Here is a 17,736-nt window from a genome sequence, read left to right on the forward strand (position 1 = left end):
TGTGGACGATGATGCGACCAGAGCTGATTCGGTCGATATAACTGATTACAAGCGCTGGAAAACCCCGTGTTCCATTCGGGCAAACCGACTAAGGGTAACCGATTCCCATGACACTGCTTGAAGGAGGACAGTCGCGTATGGCGCAAAGCGATTCCGAAAGTCATATCCGGATAATTTCCGGTGTCCAGGACATGAGTGCAACAACGACGTCCATTGCTGAGGATATAAAGATGGTCCGGTCCGCACTCTTGTATGCCGACCATGTTGAGATGTATTCGGCAGGAACGTCGATGCTCCGCCAAATGAAGGAGTTCACTGCTGACGGGGATTTAGACCTCGCACTGCGTATGTATGCCATGACGGCGCAAACCGAAGACATTGAGCCCTCGAAAAGAACTCAACTGATGACACTCATTGAAATGGTGGAATCATACGCAGCGCTGCGAAAAACGTTTAATCGGTCCTCGCGTAGAAACAACCCGGAGTTCCGGAAAATCGACAGTCTTTTCAATGACTCATTAAAGAGCCTTCGCCGAGCAGGAAATGAGACAAAGAGAACTGTCGAGCGAATGTGGCTCAACTACGGAGGTAATGAGCTCGACGTCGCACTTGAAACGGGCCTCCTGTCCATCAACGATGAATGGGCCGATGCGCTCATGGAGAAAATAGACAGCGTTGAGGAGGCCGCGGAAATTCTTGGAGAAGCGATTACCACGGCCAAGGGAAATCTCCTGTTCGACTCCATGGCCGGTGGGCTAGCGCGCGCGATGCACAAAGAGGGCCGGCTGGTATTGCCCAACTTTCACCAGACAAACATCAAAACCACCCGGTTAGGCAACCAGATGATTTTGCTGCTTCCAAATATGGCTGGTGTAGATGTCGAAAAGGTGTTAGAGGTGAAGCAAGAGGTCACCGCCAGCCTTGCCAACTATCGGAGAAGCACCAGAAATCTACAGGAGAAACTCCGAGAGGACGCACTATCGCCCCACCTTGACGAGGAAATCGAACAACTGTGGTTTGATGACGTTTCTGTTCAAGTCGAGGAACTCACGCAGGCGGTATACGACAGCAATCTGGGAACTGCGAAAGATGTTCTTGTTGCCTCGGTGAAGGAGGGGGCGAGAGCGGCCGTTCACGGCACATTTTCTATTGCCCTTGCAACAGTGCCCGCATGGGATTTTGCGGGTTTCCAGAACAACCCAGCCGCCTTCGCAGCACTTGGCGCTGCCGCTTTTTCGGGTGGCGCGATGTACAAGTATGCGAATCAGGGGATTGAAGAAGGACTCAAAACCTACCGCGTTGCAAAGAACCGCAAGAAGGAAGCACGGAATGATGGGCTCTTCTACTTGGCTAACGTGAGCCATCTGGTGAACTAAGGGGCAAATACGGGGCTGCGGCGTTCTCACCGCGGGCGATTCGATTTCCGCTGCATGGGCCCCTTTCGGGCGCCGGCTAGGATGAATCTGGAACTAAACAGAGAATGCCATGGAACTAGGACTGGAACTGAGCTGCGTTGGTGGTGGTCAGTGAGTTTTCCGAAACCCCCGTTGTCTCGAGACTTTTTGCCCGACTTTGTGATGGTCGCGTGCCCGTGTGGTGAGTGTGCGCCGCTAGTCAATGGGGGCGACGCGGATGAGGTTGCCGTCTGGATCGGCGACGACGAAGGTGGTGCCGAAGACTTCCTCGTACGGCTTGCGGAGGACGTTTACGCCCTTGTCATTCCATCGCTCGAACGTCGTGGTGACTTCGTCAGCGGGGACGTTGAGGCACACTTCGGTGGTGCGGTTTCCTGCGGCACCGAGGGCTTCAGAGTTGCCGGTCCACAAGGCAAGGTACACGTTCTCCGCCAGGGCGAATGTGACGTAGCGGGGTGAGACGAAGTCGGTGTCGAGGCCGAGAAGATCGCGGTAGAACGCGACAGAGGTGTCGATATCCGAGACATAGACGATGAAGACGATTTCGCGGTTCACTGGTTGCTCCTTAGATAGCGGACAGTGATGCCAGGATAAAGAAAACCACTGCGGAGCGAAGGGCGCTGGGATGAGCCCGGATCGGGGCGGAGACTAATCCTGCACCTGCGCCCTGACGGCAGATCCGCCGGCCTCGCAGCGTGAGGAGCGCCATGTGATCACGGCGCCGGCAAGGGCGACTATGGGGATGCCGATGAGTGTCATCAGTCGGGACGTCGTTGACAGATCAGTCGCGACATGGTGGACAAACCGTCGTCTTGGTGTGATGACATCCTGTGCCATGCCCCGACGTTCCGGGTGAACCCCGATCTCCTCAAGGCTCTTGATGAGGCCCCGTTGGAGTATTCGCTGATCCGCGGGCGGGGCTGCGGTACCGTTTTCGTGTCCCCCTTCCCTTCCTGAGATTCCCCAGCGTGGACAAAGATCGACCACCAATGATCCACATCCCGGCGACACGACAAGAGGCAACGACATGACTGGCGGCGCAGAGAAGACACTTTCCGATGAGGCGATCGTCGACCTGCTCGACCTAGGGGCCACCGTCGAGTGGACACAACCGCGCGACACCACGGCCCAGCACCTTCTGGACCGGGGCTGGTCACCGACGCGTCGTGGCGTTCGTCTGATGCATCCGGAGGGACTGTCGGGATCGGTGACGGGGGCGTCGGACACTCTCGCGATCAACCAGGCGCACACGGTGTGGGCGCCCGACACCGACATGACTTCCGATGAGTCGGTGCAGCGTATCGCCCATGTCGTCGCCGTGGTTCGTGGCCATCTCGATGCCGAGCCGCAGGCTATTCGTCTCGATACGGGGTTCTTCGCCGCGCGTTGGCTGCTGGACAGTGAGGCTTCGGTGCTGGTCGACAACCGCACCATCACCTACAGTTCACCGACGCTGACTGCGGCCGAGACGTTCCGCGTCGAAGCGCCCGACGCGTGGGCCGCGTATCTAGATGAGTGATGAGTCTCGTTCCCCGCCCATCCCTCGAGGCCGGGGCGTTAATCCTGCACCTGCGCCCTGACGGCTGATCCGCCGGCCTCGCGGCGGGGTGAGGAGCGCCATGTGATCACGGCGCCGGCAAGGGCGACCATGGGGATGCCGATGAGCATGCGGGTAGTCAGCTCATCGCCTTTAAAGAGCCAGCCGAGGATTGAACCGACGACAGGATCGAGGGCGAAAAGCGTGCCGACGACCTGGGCGGAGGTGATTCGCGCGGCCAGGGTGTCGGCGATATAGGGGATGACCACGCCGATCAGGGCGGCGAGGGTGAGGATGAGCCAGGAGGTGGGGGAGACGTCGATAAGCTTTGGCGCGGCGATGGGAAGCGTGACGAGTGCTGCGACCGCGACCGATATGGCGAGGTCTGTCAGGCCGCCGCCCTCTGCTTTGCCGACGCGTTCCGCGAAGACGGTGTAGGCGGCGAAGAAGCCGCCGGCGAGGAAGCCATAGATGAGGCCCACCGGGTCCATGCCGGACGACGGGCCCGCGATGAGCACGACGCCGATGAACGCGATGAGCGCCCAGCCGCGTTCGCGCCAGTGTTTGAGCCCCAAAAAGGAGACTGCGCACGGGCCGAGGAAGTCGAGCGTGACCACGACGCCAAGCGGGAGGCGGTCGACGGCGGCGAAGTAGAACTGGTTCATCGCGGCCATCGCGATGCCGTAGACGCACGCGTTGATCCAACGTTGGCGGGTGAATGTGCGCACTGCCGGGCGAAACGCGACGAGCAGCATCACGGCGGCGATGAGCAATCGGAAAGTCGACACCGCCACGGTGCCCAGCTCAGCAAAAAGCGTCGACGACACGATCGCCGACGACTGGATGCCCAACGACCCGATCAGCACGAGCACAACAGGCCGCAGATCCACCGCATCGTTCGTCCGCGCCACACGCCACCTCCTCTACCCGAAACAACCCTCCGCGCGAAGCGGAAGAAAACCCGTTCATCGTAACGGCAGGGCCAGTCCGGGGGAGGGGCAGGGGGGCGATTACGCAATGCCGAGCACGAGCAGTTGCACCAACGCGTTATTGCACATGTGCAGTATGAATCCCGCCCATATCGAACGGTGCCAGCGGGTCAGCAGAGCCATGGCGAGGCCGCCGAAGAACGTGTAAATCACGACGGGTGGCGCGATGTGCACTAGCCCGAACACCAGCGAGGTAAGCAGCACGCTGGAGAAAGCGGGCAGGAGGGTATCCAGGTACCCTATGAGGAGGCGCCGGAACACGAGTTCCTCAAGGAACGGGCCGATCAGCATGTACGCGGCGAGCGTGAACAGTACGAGCATGTCTCCCGCGCCAGCCGGGGCCGACGGGCCCTTCGATTCGACGTGGAGCAGCGAGGATACGAGCCCCGTGCACAACGCCGCCGCGATAATCGCGAGGGGGACCTGCCACAGCAAATGCCAGCCCCGCTTGCCCAACGGTCGAAATCCAAGGGGAAGCCCCCGGCGTTTGAAATAAACCACCAAGAAGATGGTGGGGATGACCAGCGACAAGATAATCATCACCGGCATGAGTGGTTTGACCATGTCACCGAGATCCAGACCACTCAACCCGAAAGCTGAGCCAATGAGCAACGCATAGACGGCCACCAGCGCCCCCATGCCGACCAGCATGTCTTTGAGCTGCGGGCGGATGCTTAGCGGATCGAGTTTCCTAATGTCCATTCCAGGAGATTGCATCCTAATGTCCATGCCAGCAGATTATCGACGGCGCGGGGCAGACGCACAGCCCGCTCTGCCTCCCAGCACCATTGCCAGCCAACCCTGAGGCAACCCCGATGGAACCGGCATTGGTTCGTCATTGCCCTCAACGGTTTATGACTCATAGTTGTTCTTGCGCGCGACAAGCGCGGCACGGGAAAATGACAGCAAATCGGCCCGCACCCTCCAACGAGAAGGTGCGGGCCGATTTGTGTGCGCGGAGTAGTTCTAACGCTGCTGAGCGTGGTAGCCGGGAGCGTCGTGCTGGCTGACCTTGCCGGAGCGCAGGTAATCGATCACGATCTTGTCTACCGCCGCATTACCGCGAGCGACATGGCCGTGGCCCGGACCGTGGACGGTGACCAGCTGCGTGCCCATCTCCTTCTGGATCACACCGCGACCGGAGTAGGGGGTCTGCGGATCGCCGGTCGCATTGATCTGCAGCGGGCGCGCGGCCAGACCGCCGCCGTTGAGCGGAATGGGCTTCGCCACTGGAGCTGCGCCGTTGCACGCGAGGCCACTTCCGATGAGGGTGTGCGCTGCCGCGAAAACGTCCTGCGAAATATTGTTGGTCCAGATTGCCCGCGGAATCAGCGAGTAGTCCGCCGGCGTGACATTCTCGTTGCAGATCTGAATGAACAGCAGGTTCAGGCGGGTTTTGTCTGCGCCCATGAGCTCGTCGACGACAGGCTTAGACGGAGTGGATTTCGGCTTGAAGGTGCCGTTGGTCATCCGTGCGAGAGTGTCCCAGTCGCTGGGTGCGGGGATGATCAGTTTTGTCTGCTGCAGGAGCTGGGAGTTGAACTGGGTTGCACCGGGCTTGAGCATCCGGCTCACAATTCCATCTGCTTCCACGCGCGCCTTACCGGTCGCGGTCATGGCGTCGGCACCTGCCTGGCCCGCGAACTCGAGCCCGGGAGGAAGATCACCGACGCGAGCTGGCGGCGGGACGACCGTGGGGTTGGTGCCGGTCTCCTGCACGACCTTCGCGGACCAGTACTGGTACGCCTTCAGCGGAGTGTCGCCCATGTGGTACGTGGCGTCATTGCGTGCCACGAAGTCGAAGTAGTCGTGCAGGGCACGCTCGTAGCCGCCCTCTTGCTCGATCATCAGCTTGTTCCACTGCTGGTCCGGATTCATCGCGGAATCAAGCACGACCTTGTCAGTGTGGTCCGGGAACATGGACGCGTAAGCGGAACCGAGGTACGTGCCGTAGGACAGACCCATGATGGAGACCGTGTCGTAGCCGAGTGCACGGCGCACCGTTTCCCAGTCGCGGGCGTTGTTCTCGGTGGTGATGGACTCCGCCAGGCCAGGATGCTCCTTCTGACACATCTGACGGGACACTGCACCGGCGTTGACCGTGCTTTCTAGCTGGCTGCTCATCGCGTCGAGCTGGTTCGCAGGTGCGGCGGGCTCGCACACCAACGGCGTAGAGTGCTGCAATCCGCGCGGCTGAACGGCGACCATGTCCCACTCGTTGCGGATCTCCTTCGGCCAAGTAAAACCCAGCGAGTCAGAGCCGACGTAGGTGTAGGCATCGCCACCGGGACCGCCGGGGTTGGCAAAGAGCACCCCGCGTTTTGCTGCCGGCTGTGCGGCCGGGACACGGACGAAACCGACAGAGATCTTCGGGCTCTTCGGATCGCCGTAGCGCATCGGCACAGGGACCTCACCGCATTCAGCGCCCGGGGCGTCGACCGTGGCCGGGCACGGTCCCCACTTCACCTCCGGGGCCGGTGCAGGGTCCGCCTGCGCCGTCGCGGTGCTAAAGGGTGCGGCAATCAGCGATGCCGCCACGCCTACTGCTGCTAGAAATGGGGCGGTGCTCCTTTCCCGTGTGCCTGACGGTGTCTGTTTCAGTGACGGTGTTTTCTTGCGAAACACAGCGCAGCCTCCCAATCCAGCAGGTTCTATTGAAATTCTTCAAAAACAACAGTCACTGATAATAGTCTTCGCATGGGCTGGACGCAGGGTGATGAAGAATGTGAAACGGCCCGTCCCTTCCTGATACAGAAGAGCGGGCCGTTTCTCGATGCGCGCAGCATTCCGGGGCGGTGATGTCGCCCCGAAAAGGCGTGCTGGCTAGTCCACGAGCAGGACGATCAGGTCGCGCGGACCGTGAACGCCCTCGACGCGGACGAGCTCGATATCGGAGGTCGCCGACGGGCCGGAAATCAGCGTGCTGGGCAGCTCTGGGTCGAGTTTGGCGAACATCTCCGGGACGCCGTAGACCACGGAGTCCATGTGCACGATGCACAGGTGGCGGTCGGGGACCAGACTCAGTGCGCGGCGGCCGCACTTTCCGGCGCCGCCTTCAGACTGGAGGCAGATGGTGCCGGTCTGGGCGGACGTGACGACGGAGCCGGTGACGACAGCGTCGACGTCGTTAAGCTCGCGCGGATCGATGGTGACATCGTCCGGCTGCGCATTGCCGTCGAAGGAGGCGAACAGCTCGGCGTCGAGGCCCTGCGCGTAGCGGACCTCGTTGCACTCGTGCTCGCGGAGAATGTCCACGATCGCGCCGGGCAGCTCGGCGGAGGAGACGGTTTTGACCTCCGCTTTGTAGTCCACTAGGCGGTCGACGAGCATCTCGCGCAGCTCGTCGCGGTTCAGCGGCGACTCCGTGCGGTACTCGTGGGCGTGCTCGACGCTGGCAGGGGAGTCGGCGAGCTTGTGCGCGTCGCGGATGCGAGCGAGGATGTCTTCCTTAGCGGTACCCATTACTTCTCGTCCTCCTTGCGGTTGTAGCGGGTCCAGGAAGCGCCCGAGGCGGGTGTCTCCTCGGCTCCGGCGGTGCCGGTCGCATCAGGTGCGGTGTGACCCTTGACGCCCTCCGCCTTGGCTTCGGCCATGAGGCGCTTGGCCTCGTCGGACTCGAACCACTGGCGGAAGGACTTCTTCGGCGGAACTGCGACGTCGCGGTAGTCCGTCCAGCCGGACACCGGCGGCGGCATCTTGTTGATGACACCGTTGAATCCACCGAGGATGCGGCCTGCGGCGACCATGCGCACTGCCTTGTCCCACAGTTTGGAGTGGCCCCACATCTGGCCGATGGCCGAGAACATTGCGCCTTCGACAGGCGGGCGGTGCTGCTCGACCTTCTGGTGGCGCATCTCCAGCAGCACGTCCGTGATCGGGATCTTGACGGGGCAGACCTCGTCGCAACGCCCGCACAGGGAGGACGCGTACGGAAGCGACGCGGTGACGTCGTCCGTCGAGTCCATGCCTGCGAGCTGCGGGGTGAGGATCGCGCCGATCGGGCCCGGGTAGACCGAACCGTAGGCGTGGCCGCCGGCGCGCTCGTAGACTGGGCACACGTTCAGGCACGCGGAGCAGCGGATGCACTTCAGCGCCTCGCGGCCGATCTCGTTGGACAGGGCAGCGGTGCGGCCGTTGTCCACCAGCACGATGTGGAAGTCCTGCGGACCGTCGTTTTCCGTCACGCCCGACCAGATGGAGGTGTACGGGTTCATGCGCTCGCCTGTCGACGAACGCGGCAGCAGCTGCATGAACACGCCCAGGTCCTCGTAGGACGGCAGGATCTTCTCGATGCCCATGACGGTGATCAGCGTCTCCGGCATGGTCAGGCACATGCGTCCGTTGCCTTCGGACTCGACGATGGAGACCGAACCGGTCTCCGCGATGCCGAAGTTGCAGCCGGAGATGGCCACCTTGGCCTTCATGAACTGCTCACGGAGGAATGTGCGGGACGCCTCGGCCAGTTCAGCGGGCTCAGCGGTGAGATCCTTCGACGCGCCCGGCATCTTCTGGGTGAAGATGTCGCGGATCTCCGCACGGTTGCGGTGGATCGCCGGGACCACGATGTGGGACGGGAAATCCTCGCCCAGCTGCACGATGAGCTCGGCCAAGTCCGTCTCGCGAGCGTTGATGCCGTTTTCTTCCAGAACGTCGTTGAGCGCGATCTCCTGGGTGAGCATCGACTTGATCTTCACGATGTCGGTCTCGCCGGTGTCCTTGACCAGATCAGTGACGATCTGGGACGCCTCCTTGGCGTCGCGCGCCCAGTGGACGTGGCCGCCGCGCTTGGTCACGTTCTCCTCAAACTGCTCGAGCAGCTCGGGAAGACGCGCCAAGGTGTCGCGCTTGATGGTCGAGCCGGCCTCGCGCAGCTGCTGCCAATCGTCGAGCTCGTCGACGACGCCTTGGCGCTTCAGACGGATCTGCGTCGTGGCGTAGTTCAGGTTGCGGCGCTGAGTCGAGTTGTTCAGCTCAGTCTTAGCGTTCTTCTGGAACTTGTTGTATTCGCGGAAGTGCCCCAGGTCGTGCGGCGCGTGGGGCGGCATCGTCGGGTTACCAAGTCCGACCTTCACAGCATCTTCTCCTTCGTGTACGCGGCGGACTCGGGCGTCCACGGGTTTTCGCGGGTCGAGGCGAGAATCTCAGCGATGTGGATTGCGCGAATGCCCGTGTGCTGGCGGGACATGGCTCCGCCGATATTCATCAGGCAGGAGGAGTCGCCTGCGGTGACGTACTCCGCGGCGGTGTCCTTGATGTGGCGGACCTTGTCGGAGACCATCGCGGCTGAGGTATCGGCGTTCTTCACAGCGAAGGTGCCGCCGAAGCCGCAGCATTCCTCGGAGTTGGGCAGCTCCACGAGCTCCAGCCCGTCGACGGCCTTGAGCAGGTCAGTCGGACGGTCGCCGACCTTGATGAAGCGGCGGGAGTGGCAGGTGGAGTGGTAGGTGACGCGGTGCGGGAAGAATGCGCCCACATCGGTCGTGCCCATGACATCGACGATGAACTCGGAGAGGTCGAGGGTCTTCTTGGTGGTCTTCTTGGTGCCGGCGACCAGCTCCTTGGACCCGTAGCGCTCGGCGATGCGGGTGTGCTGCTCGCGCACGGCACCGGTGCAGGAGCCGGACGGAGTGACCACGTAATCAATGGAATCGTCGGCGAATGCGTCGACGTAGTTTTCAATCATGGGCACCGTCTCTTTCTGGTACCCGGTATTGATATGCATTTGTCCGCAGCAGGTTTGCTCCGGAGGGAAGACGACCTCGCATCCAAGTCGGGACAGGACGAGAGCGGCCGCCTTGTGCGCATCGGGGAACAGTGCATCCCCGAGGCATGTGGAAAACAGGGCTACGCGCACTGATTGGCTCCTTTCTGGGTAAGTTGCCGGGCAGTGGCCAGGTTCAATTAAACTCCGTTCCCATGACGCCTGCAGACCTCACCTCCATTGTCCGCACCATCACCGTCGATACCCTCGACAAACATGACCTCGACTCCTCGGTCGTGCCCGAGACGGTCACCGTCGAGCGTCCGCGTAACCCGGAGCACGGCGATTACGCGACGAATATCGCATTGCAGGTGGCCAAGAAGGCGGGCACCAATCCGCGTGAGCTCGCGGGCTGGCTTATCGACGCCTTGTCTGCCCGCCCCGAGATCGACTCCGCCGAGGTCGCTGGCCCCGGCTTCATCAATCTCCGCCTGGGTGCAGCTGCTACCGGAAGCATTGTTTCCGACATCCTTGAAAAGGGTCCATCTTTCGGTTCATCTGACCTGTTCTCGGATGCGAAAATCAACCTCGAGTTCGTCTCCGCGAACCCGACCGGTCCGATCCACTTGGGCGGCACGCGTTGGGCCGCTGTCGGCGATTCGCTCGGCCGCGTACTGGAGTTCTCCGGTGCCGAGGTGACCCGTGAGTACTACTTCAATGACCACGGCGGCCAGATCGACCGCTTTGCCCGCTCCCTCGTCGCCGCCGCGAAGAATGAGCCGACGCCCGAGGACGGTTACGGCGGGGAATACATCGGGGAGATCGCTAGCGCGGTCGTCGATAAGCGCCCCGATGCTCTCGACGGCACTGACGCCGAGGTGCAGGAAGCGTTCCGCGCGGAAGGCGTGGAAATGATGTTCGCGCAGATCAAGGAGTCGCTGCACGAGTTCGGCGTGGATTTCGACGTGTACTTCCACGAGAACTCCCTGTTCGAGTCCGGCGCTGTGGACCGTTCGATCCAGACGCTGAAGGACAACGGGAACCTGTATGAGGCCGACGGCGCGTGGTGGCTGCGTTCGACCGACTTCGGCGACGACAAGGACCGCGTGGTGATCAAGTCCGACGGCGACGCCGCGTACATCGCTGGCGATATCGCGTACGTGGCTGACAAATTCGACCGCGGCCACACGCTGGCGATCTACATGCTGGGTGCCGACCACCACGGCTACATTGCGCGTCTGCGCGCCGCCGCCCAGGCTTTGGGGTACGACCCGGAGGCCGTCGAGGTGCTCATTGGTCAGATGGTCAACCTCGTGCGCGACGGCAAGCCGGTGAAGATGTCCAAGCGCGCCGGCACCGTGATCACTCTCGACGACCTCGTCGACCTGATCGGCCGCGACGCCGCGCGCTACTCGCTGGTCCGCTCGTCTGTGGATTCCACCCTGGATATCGACCTGGACCTGTGGGAAAAGCAGTCCAACGACAATCCCGTCTACTACGTCCAGTACGGTCACACGCGCCTCGCATCGATCGAGCGCAAGGCCTCTGAGGCCGGGGTCAGCCTCGTCGGCTCGGCTGACGGGAACGACGTCGACCTGTCGTTGCTCACCCACGAGAAGGAGGGCGACCTGATCCGCACCCTCGGCGAATTCCCGGCAGTGGTGAAGGCCGCCGCTGAGCTGCGTGAACCGCACCGCATCGCCCGCTACGCCGAGGAACTGGCCAGCGTCTTCCACAAGTTCTACGACGCGTGCCAGATCCTGCCGAAGGCTGGCGAGAACCCGGAGCCGATCCACGCCGCACGTCTGGCTCTGGCCGCTGCTTCCCGCCAAGTGCTCGCGAACTCCCTGCGACTCCTCGGCATCACCGCACCGGAAAGGATGTAATTCGTGCTCGATCCCGTCCTCAATACGGCGAACCTATTGCGCGATGATCTACTGCGCGTGCGTCACGACGAAGCCGGCTGCTTCAATGACCTGCCCGCGCACGTGTGGCCGCGCAACGCCGCGCGCCACGACGACGGCACCGTCTCTATCGCTGGTGTGCCGTTGACGGATATCGCCGCGCAGTACGGCACCCCGGTCATGGTCGTCGACGAGGACGACTTCCGTTCCCGCTGCCGCGACATGGCCCGCGCCTACGGCGATCCGGCGCACGTGCACTACGCGGCGAAGGCTTTTCTGACCTCCCGCATCGCGAAATGGGTCGCCGAGGAAGGTCTCGCACTCGATGTCGCCAGCGAGAACGAGCTGCTGATCGCGCTGGCCGCCGATTTTCCGGCCGAGCGCATCACCGCCCACGGCAATAGCAAGTCCGATTCCTTCCTGCGCCGCTGCGTGACCAGTGGCGTCGGCCACGTGGTGATCGACTCCCACCAGGAGCTGGACACCCTCGAGCGCATCGCCGGGGAAGAGGGCGTGGTCCAAGACGTGTTCATCCGTGTCAAGCCTGGCGTGGAGGCGCATACGCACGAGTTCATCGCCACCAGCCACGAAGACCAGAAATTCGGCCTGTCGCTCGCATCTGGGTCCGCGTTCCTCGCCGCGCAGACCGCTCACGCCGCGTCGAATATTCGACTGACCGGGCTGCATTGCCACGTCGGTTCCCAGGTCTTCGACGCTGAGGGCTTCAAGCTCGCCGCCTCCCGTGTGCTGGGCCTGTACGCGAAGATCTACCGCGAGCTTGGTGTGGAGTTGGAATACCTCGACTTGGGCGGTGGCTACGGCATCGCCTACACCGTGGACGAGGAGCCGCTCAACGTAGATTCCGTCGCCCGCGATTTGCTGCGCGCCGTGTGCGAGGCAGCGGGGGACTTGGAGCTCACACCGCCGAAGGTCATCGTGGAGCCCGGCCGCGCGATCGCGGGTCCGGCGGCCGTGACCGTCTACTCGGTCGGCACCGTCAAAGACGTTCACGTGACCGACGATGCCACCCGCCGCTACATCGCTGTGGACGGCGGAATGAGCGATAATATTCGCACCGCGCTCTACGGCGCGGAATACGACGCGCGCGTGATCAACCGGAACACCGAAGGCGCTCCGCACGCCACGCGCTTGGTCGGATCGCACTGCGAATCCGGCGACATTCTGATCAATAATGCCCTCTGGCCTGACGATATTGTCCCCGGCGACCTCATTGCCCTTGCCGCCACCGGGGCTTACTGCTTCTCCATGGCGTCCAATTACAACTGCTTCGGCCGCCCCGCAGTGGTCAGTGTCCGCGAGGGCGAAGTCACTCCGATGGTGCGCCGCGAAACGGTTGAGGACCTACTCGCGCGGGAGGTTTTTGTAGACTCGTAGGCCATTGCTGTCCACCCCCTAGACATAGGAGAACCATGACTGCGCTGAGCGCCGAAGGAAGGAACGGAAACTACCCGGGCAAGGGCATCGGGCAACCCGTGGGGGTCGCCGTGCTCGGTATGGGTACCGTCGGCACTGAGGTCCTGCGCTTGATCAACGAGTTCTCCGGCAGCCTGGAAAACCGCATCGGCGGCCCGATCGACGTCCGCGGGATCGCCGTGTCCGACCTGGGCAAGAAGCGCGAGGTCCTGGACAAATTCCCGGACATCACGCTCACCGACAACGCCCGCGAGCTCATCGACCGCGACGATATCGACGTCGTCGTCGAGGTCATCGGCGGCATCGACTACCCGCGCGAACTGGTCCTCGCCGCGCTCAACGCCGGAAAGTCCGTGGTCACCGCCAACAAGGCGCTCATCGCCGCGCACGCCGACGAGCTTTCCGACGCAGCCAACGCCGCAGGCGTCGACCTCTACTACGAGGCCGCCGTGGCCGCCGCGATCCCCGTCGTGGGCATGCTGCGCCGCTCCTTGGCCGGCGACCAGGTCCAGCGCATATCCGGCATCGTCAACGGCACGACGAACTACGTGCTCGATGCAATGGCGTCCACCGGTGCGAGCTACGAGGAAGCCCTCGCCGAGGCCACCCGCTTGGGCTACGCCGAGGCCGACCCCACCGCCGATGTTGAAGGCCACGACGCCGCCTCCAAGGCTGCGATCATGGCGTCGATGGGCTTCCATTCCCGCGTCACCTACGACGACGTGCACGCCGAGGGCATCACCAATATCACCGCAGCAGACATCGAAGCCGCAGCCGAAGCCGGCTTCACTATCAAGCTGCTCGCTATTTGCGAGAGGCTTATCGACGACGCCGGCAACACCTCCGTCTCCGCTCGCGTCCACCCGACGCTGGTGCCGAACGACCACCCGCTCGCGAGCGTCGATAAGTCCTACAACGCTGTCTTCGTCGAAGCTGAAGCTGCTGGCCGCCTGATGTTCTACGGCAATGGCGCCGGCGGTGCGCCCACCGCGTCCGCTGTGCTCGGCGACCTCGTCGGTGCCGCCCGCAATAAGATTCTCGGCGGCCGTGCCCCGGCGGAGAACCCGTACGCGCACTACCCGGTCGCCGATTTCGGCGACGTGCCGACGCGCTACCACATCGACATGTCCGTCGTGGACCGCGCCGGCGTCCTCGCCGAGATTTCCCGGCGCTTCTCCGCGCAGGACATCTCCATTTCCGCCGTGCGCCAGGAGGAGTCCGGCGAAGACTCCCGCCTCATCGTGGTCACCCACAAGTCGCTCGAGCGCAAGCTCGCTGGCATCGTCGACGAGCTGCGCGACATTGACGAGGTCAAGTCGATCAACTCCGTCATTCGTCTGGGCGCGTAGACAATGAGCGTTGATCTCGAAGTGGGCCTGCGCGCCCGCGTGACTGTTCCCGGCAGCTCCGCGAACCTGGGGCCTGGCTTCGACACCCTCGGCCTCGCCGTCGGCATCTACGACACCGTCGAGGTCGAGGTCACCTCTTCCGGCCTCGAGGTGGAGATCTTCGGCGAGGGCGCCGACGAGCTGCCCCGTGATTCTTCCCACCTCGTGGTCAAGGCCATCAATTCCGGCCTGCACGCTGCCGATGTTCATGCCCCGGGGTTGAAGGTGACCTGCCACAACAACATCCCGCAGTCCCGCGGTCTCGGCTCGTCCGCCGCTGCTGCTGTCGCCGGTGTCGTCGCCGCCAACACGCTTGCTGGTGATCCGCTGAGCACCGATGAGGTCATCCAGCTCAGCTCCGCCTTTGAAGGCCACCCGGACAACGCCGCCGCCAGCGTGGTCGGTGGGGCAGTGGTGTCGTGGACTGACATCCCCGTCGATGGCGTCTCGCAGCCTGAGTACCGCGCGGTGCCGCTGACCGTGCACCAGGACATTATCGCGACCGCGCTCGTGCCCGACTTCCGCGCGTCCACGAATGCCGTGCGCAAGGTCCTGCCGTCGCACGTCACGCATACCGACGCCCGGTTCAACGTCTCCCGCACCGCTGTCATGACGGTCGCGATCCAGACCCACCCCCAGTTCCTGTGGGAGGGCACCCGCGACCGCCTGCACCAGCCGTACCGCGCCGATGTCCTGCCCGTCACCGCCGAGTGGGTGAACCGCCTGCGCAACCGCGGTTACGCCGCCTACCTCTCCGGCGCCGGTCCGACCGCGATGGTGCTGTCCACCGAGCCCGTCGACCCGAAGATCCTCGACTCCGCGCGTGACGACGGCCTGCGCGTCCTCGAGCTCGACGTCGCCGGCCCGATCACCGCTGAACTGCTTCGCGCATAAAACAAATAGGTAACGAAGCCTGCGTGGGGCTTGCGTTTCTTTTATTCTGTTTGGTGACGTTTACCACAGTTGGGAAGGAACGAAGGTTTATGCAGGCGTTGTCTTCATCGGTGCGGGCGAGGGGTTTCCTCGCTTTTTTGTTTGCCGTGGTGTGTTGTGTGGCGTGGGCGCCGGTGGTGTTCGCGCAGAGTGGCTCGGAGTCGTCTGAGGCGTCTTCTGAGACTTCTTCGTCTAAGGCTTCCGATTCGTCTGATTCTTCTGATTCGTCGGCGCCGGCTGATGCTTCCGGTGGTGAGGGGAGTGCGGATAGCAAGGCGATGCTGATTATGGATGCGTCGTCGTCGATGTTGGAGGACGATGCTGATGGTCCGCGTATTGATGCGGCGAAGAAGGCGTCGAAGGATCTGATTGAGTCTCTTCCGGGGACTGCCCAGTTGGGTTTGATGGTTTATGGTGCGCAGGAGTCTGATGCGCCGGATAACCGTGAGGCGGGGTGTAAGGATATTGAGACGTTGGCGAAGGTCGGCCAGGTCGATAAGGAGAAGTACGTCAAGGCGATTGAGGGTGTGACCCCGAAGGGGTATACCCCGATGGGCAACTCGCTGCGTGAGGCCGCCAAGGAGCTTGGCGACGAAGGCGAGCGCTCCATCATTCTTGTTTCCGACGGTATTGATTCGTGTGCTCCGCCGCCGGTGTGTGAGGTGGCTAAGGAGCTGGCCGAGGAGGGTGTGGATCTTGCTATTCACACTGTCGGTTTCAAGGTTGATGAGGAGGCCCGTAAGGAGCTGCAGTGCATTGCTGATGCCGGCAAGGGACAGTTCCTGGAAGCCGACGATGCCGGTAGTTTGGCTGATTCTTTGAAGTTCCTGACTCAGCGTGATGTGGGTAAGTACCAGTTGAAGGGCACGAAGTTCGAGTTCGCGGATAACCCCGAGGACGCCAAATGGCTGGATGAGGGGCAGTACCAGTCCAAGGTGACCCCCGACACCAACGCGAAGAAGGACCGTTTCTTCCGTGTTTCCGTCCCGGAGGGCCATAACGCCCGCATCACGATCACCCCGGTATGGCAGACCAACGGCGCCCACCACGACAGCGAGTTATTCATCTCGACCAGCGACGTCACGAACGAAAGCGACCCAGACTGCGGTAGATCAGCAACGACATTGGCAAGTGCGTCAAACTTTTCCACTCCACGTTTCGGGATCGATACGTACCAGATCACTTTGGATCGTTCCGACAGTTTGACCACGAATGGCAAGCAAAACCAGTGCGACATGAGCAACTGGCTGATCGGCACTCAGGTCTATCAAACCGGTGACAAGATCACTGAAGATGTGAATCTGGAAGTCAACGTGTTCTATGAACCGCTCCCAGACGAGGAACAGGCGAAGGAGTGGGACGACCGGAAAATCAATTCGCCGGGTGAACCAGAGAATGAGCCAAAAATCGAGGACGCCGAAGCGATCACGGGTGGCTCCGGCTTCAATGATGCGGTGGAGATTTCTGAAGGTTCCTATTCCGACAAGATCGTTCCCGGCGAATTCCGGATGTACAAAATCCCTGTCGAGTGGGGCCAGCGCCCGGTAGTGAGCGCCAAGTCGCCCAAGTCCGTGACTGAAGACGTCGATTCTATCGGGTTCGGCTTTCAAAGCCCGTTCCGGGGCCAGACTGGCGGTGCCGCGTTGAGCATCTACGATGACGAGGAAACAGCGGGTCCAGTCGCTCCGAGTGACTACGCATGGTATGCCACCAAAAGCCCGTGGCAGGGTTACTACTTCCTGTGGTTCGGCATGGGCACTAAAGGCGAAAGCGAGATCACTGGTGTGGAGCAGCCGTACGAGTTCGCGGTGACGCTCGATGGTGAGCCAGCTGATGGTGGCCCGGATTGGCAGCCGACCTACGAGGATGGTCCGGAGCCGTCGGATGAGCCGATCAAGTTCGACAGTGCCAATAACGACGACTCTAAGAAGGAGAGCGACGACGAAGACGGCGCTGGTGCCGCCGACGACGAGTCCGGGAAACCAGGCTGGCTGCTGCCGGTCGTGATCGGTTCGGGCTTGCTGCTCCTGCTGCTTATCGGTCTGTTGGTGTTCTTGCTGCGACGCCGGAAGAAGGGCGCTACGTCCCGTGTGAATGCGAATGACGAGTTCCACCACGATCCGCGCAACGTTCATCACGATCCGCGCAATGGCTCAACCGCCCAGTTCGGTCAGCACGGCCAGCAAGGCCCGCATGGTCAGGCCGGTCCGCACGGCCCCGGAGGGGCGCAGGGCCAGAACGGCAATCCCTACGGCGGCAACCCGTACGCGTAGAGCCCCGCGGTCGCCGGAGTAGGCGTGCAGGGCGCTATGCCGTGGGCACTATGCGATCTCCACTATGCGATGTGCACTCTGCAATCGCTGAAATCCCAGGTTGGGATTCGGTGAAGAACAGCATCGCATAGTGCTTCTGACGCGGCTGCGACGAGGAAGCTG

General features: G+C 62.4%; 14 protein-coding genes. 7 read left to right on the forward strand and 7 right to left on the reverse strand.

Annotation, left to right across the window (positions count from 1 at the left end; genetic code table 11):
• Nucleotides 1-137: 137 nt before the first annotated feature.
• A complete protein-coding gene (locus J5Y21_RS08895; RefSeq protein WP_210574640.1) occupies nt 138-1,376 on the forward strand; it encodes a hypothetical protein in 1,239 nt (412 codons plus the stop codon).
• A gap of 234 nt (nt 1,377-1,610) precedes the next feature.
• Here the strand turns inward: J5Y21_RS08895 and J5Y21_RS08900 are convergent, their stop codons facing one another.
• Complete coding sequence (locus J5Y21_RS08900; RefSeq protein WP_210574642.1) at nt 1,611-1,970, reverse strand: VOC family protein; 360 nt, start codon at nt 1,968-1,970, stop codon at nt 1,611-1,613.
• A 472-nt stretch (nt 1,971-2,442) separates the two neighbouring features.
• Here J5Y21_RS08900 and J5Y21_RS08905 point away from each other — a divergent pair, with 472 nt between their 5' ends.
• A complete protein-coding gene (locus J5Y21_RS08905; RefSeq protein WP_210574645.1) occupies nt 2,443-2,934 on the forward strand; it encodes a hypothetical protein in 492 nt (163 codons plus the stop codon).
• A 38-nt stretch (nt 2,935-2,972) separates the two neighbouring features.
• Here the strand turns inward: J5Y21_RS08905 and J5Y21_RS08910 are convergent, their stop codons facing one another.
• From J5Y21_RS08910 to J5Y21_RS08935, 6 genes are all read right to left on the reverse strand, one after another.
• Nucleotides 2,973-3,863 (reverse strand): EamA family transporter, encoded by an 891-nt coding sequence (locus tag J5Y21_RS08910; RefSeq protein WP_210574647.1) that lies wholly within the window; start codon nt 3,861-3,863, stop codon nt 2,973-2,975.
• A gap of 99 nt (nt 3,864-3,962) precedes the next feature.
• A complete protein-coding gene (locus J5Y21_RS08915) occupies nt 3,963-4,643 on the reverse strand; it encodes a CPBP family intramembrane glutamic endopeptidase (RefSeq protein ID WP_210574649.1) in 681 nt (226 codons plus the stop codon).
• Nucleotides 4,644-4,907: 264 nt separating this feature from the next.
• Nucleotides 4,908-6,479 carry an alpha/beta fold hydrolase gene (locus J5Y21_RS08920; protein ID WP_349236980.1) on the reverse strand — a complete coding sequence of 524 codons (1,572 nt, stop codon included), beginning with the start codon at nt 6,477-6,479 and terminating at the stop codon, nt 4,908-4,910.
• Between the two features lie 285 nt (nt 6,480-6,764).
• Complete coding sequence (locus tag J5Y21_RS08925; RefSeq protein WP_210574651.1) at nt 6,765-7,403, reverse strand: lactate utilization protein C; 639 nt, start codon at nt 7,401-7,403, stop codon at nt 6,765-6,767.
• A complete protein-coding gene (locus J5Y21_RS08930) occupies nt 7,403-9,013 on the reverse strand; it encodes a LutB/LldF family L-lactate oxidation iron-sulfur protein (RefSeq protein ID WP_349236981.1) in 1,611 nt (536 codons plus the stop codon). The genes J5Y21_RS08925 and J5Y21_RS08930 overlap by 1 nt, the downstream gene beginning before the upstream one ends.
• The gene (locus J5Y21_RS08935; RefSeq protein WP_210574653.1) at nt 9,010-9,795 is read right to left on the reverse strand and encodes a (Fe-S)-binding protein; all 786 of its coding nucleotides are present in this window, start codon (nt 9,793-9,795) and stop codon (nt 9,010-9,012) included. The genes J5Y21_RS08930 and J5Y21_RS08935 overlap by 4 nt, the downstream gene beginning before the upstream one ends.
• Before the next feature lie 62 nt (nt 9,796-9,857).
• On the opposite strand from J5Y21_RS08935, the gene argS reads away from it, so the two are divergent.
• The 5 genes from argS to J5Y21_RS08960 all read left to right on the forward strand — a co-directional run bounded on the left by argS (nt 9,858) and on the right by J5Y21_RS08960 (nt 17,574).
• Nucleotides 9,858-11,528, forward strand: a complete 1,671-nt coding sequence (argS, locus tag J5Y21_RS08940) for an arginine--tRNA ligase (RefSeq protein WP_210574661.1) — start codon at nt 9,858-9,860, stop codon at nt 11,526-11,528.
• A gap of 36 nt (nt 11,529-11,564) precedes the next feature.
• Nucleotides 11,565-12,941: a diaminopimelate decarboxylase gene (gene lysA, locus J5Y21_RS08945; protein ID WP_210574743.1), complete on the forward strand. Its 1,377-nt coding sequence runs from the start codon at nt 11,565-11,567 to the stop codon at nt 12,939-12,941.
• Nucleotides 12,942-12,976: 35 nt separating this feature from the next.
• The gene (locus tag J5Y21_RS08950) at nt 12,977-14,329 is read left to right on the forward strand and encodes a homoserine dehydrogenase (protein WP_210574663.1); all 1,353 of its coding nucleotides are present in this window, start codon (nt 12,977-12,979) and stop codon (nt 14,327-14,329) included.
• A gap of 3 nt (nt 14,330-14,332) precedes the next feature.
• Nucleotides 14,333-15,262, forward strand: a complete 930-nt coding sequence (thrB, locus tag J5Y21_RS08955) for a homoserine kinase (RefSeq protein ID WP_210574665.1) — start codon at nt 14,333-14,335, stop codon at nt 15,260-15,262.
• 158 nt (nt 15,263-15,420) lie between these two features.
• Complete coding sequence (locus J5Y21_RS08960) at nt 15,421-17,574, forward strand: VWA domain-containing protein (protein WP_210574667.1); 2,154 nt, start codon at nt 15,421-15,423, stop codon at nt 17,572-17,574.
• Nucleotides 17,575-17,736 lie beyond the last annotated feature (162 nt).

The sequence above is a fragment of the Corynebacterium sp. Marseille-P3884 genome (genome assembly GCF_017942225.1).
Classification (GTDB): Bacteria; Actinomycetota; Actinomycetes; order Mycobacteriales; family Mycobacteriaceae; genus Corynebacterium.

Excerpts from the sequence above, each read along its gene's own strand:
- J5Y21_RS08895 (WP_210574640.1), top strand. The coding sequence starts at position 138 with ATGGCGCAAAGCGATTCCGAAAGTCATATCCGGATAATTTCCGGTGTC.
- J5Y21_RS08905 (WP_210574645.1), top strand. The coding sequence starts at position 2,443 with ATGACTGGCGGCGCAGAGAAGACACTTTCCGATGAGGCGATCGTCGAC.
- J5Y21_RS08915 (WP_210574649.1), bottom strand. The coding sequence starts at position 4,643 with ATGGACATTAGGAAACTCGATCCGCTAAGCATCCGCCCGCAGCTCAAA.
- J5Y21_RS08925 (WP_210574651.1), bottom strand. The coding sequence starts at position 7,403 with ATGGGTACCGCTAAGGAAGACATCCTCGCTCGCATCCGCGACGCGCAC.
- argS (WP_210574661.1), top strand. The coding sequence starts at position 9,858 with ATGACGCCTGCAGACCTCACCTCCATTGTCCGCACCATCACCGTCGAT.
- J5Y21_RS08950 (WP_210574663.1), top strand. The coding sequence starts at position 12,977 with ATGACTGCGCTGAGCGCCGAAGGAAGGAACGGAAACTACCCGGGCAAG.
- thrB (WP_210574665.1), top strand. The coding sequence starts at position 14,333 with ATGAGCGTTGATCTCGAAGTGGGCCTGCGCGCCCGCGTGACTGTTCCC.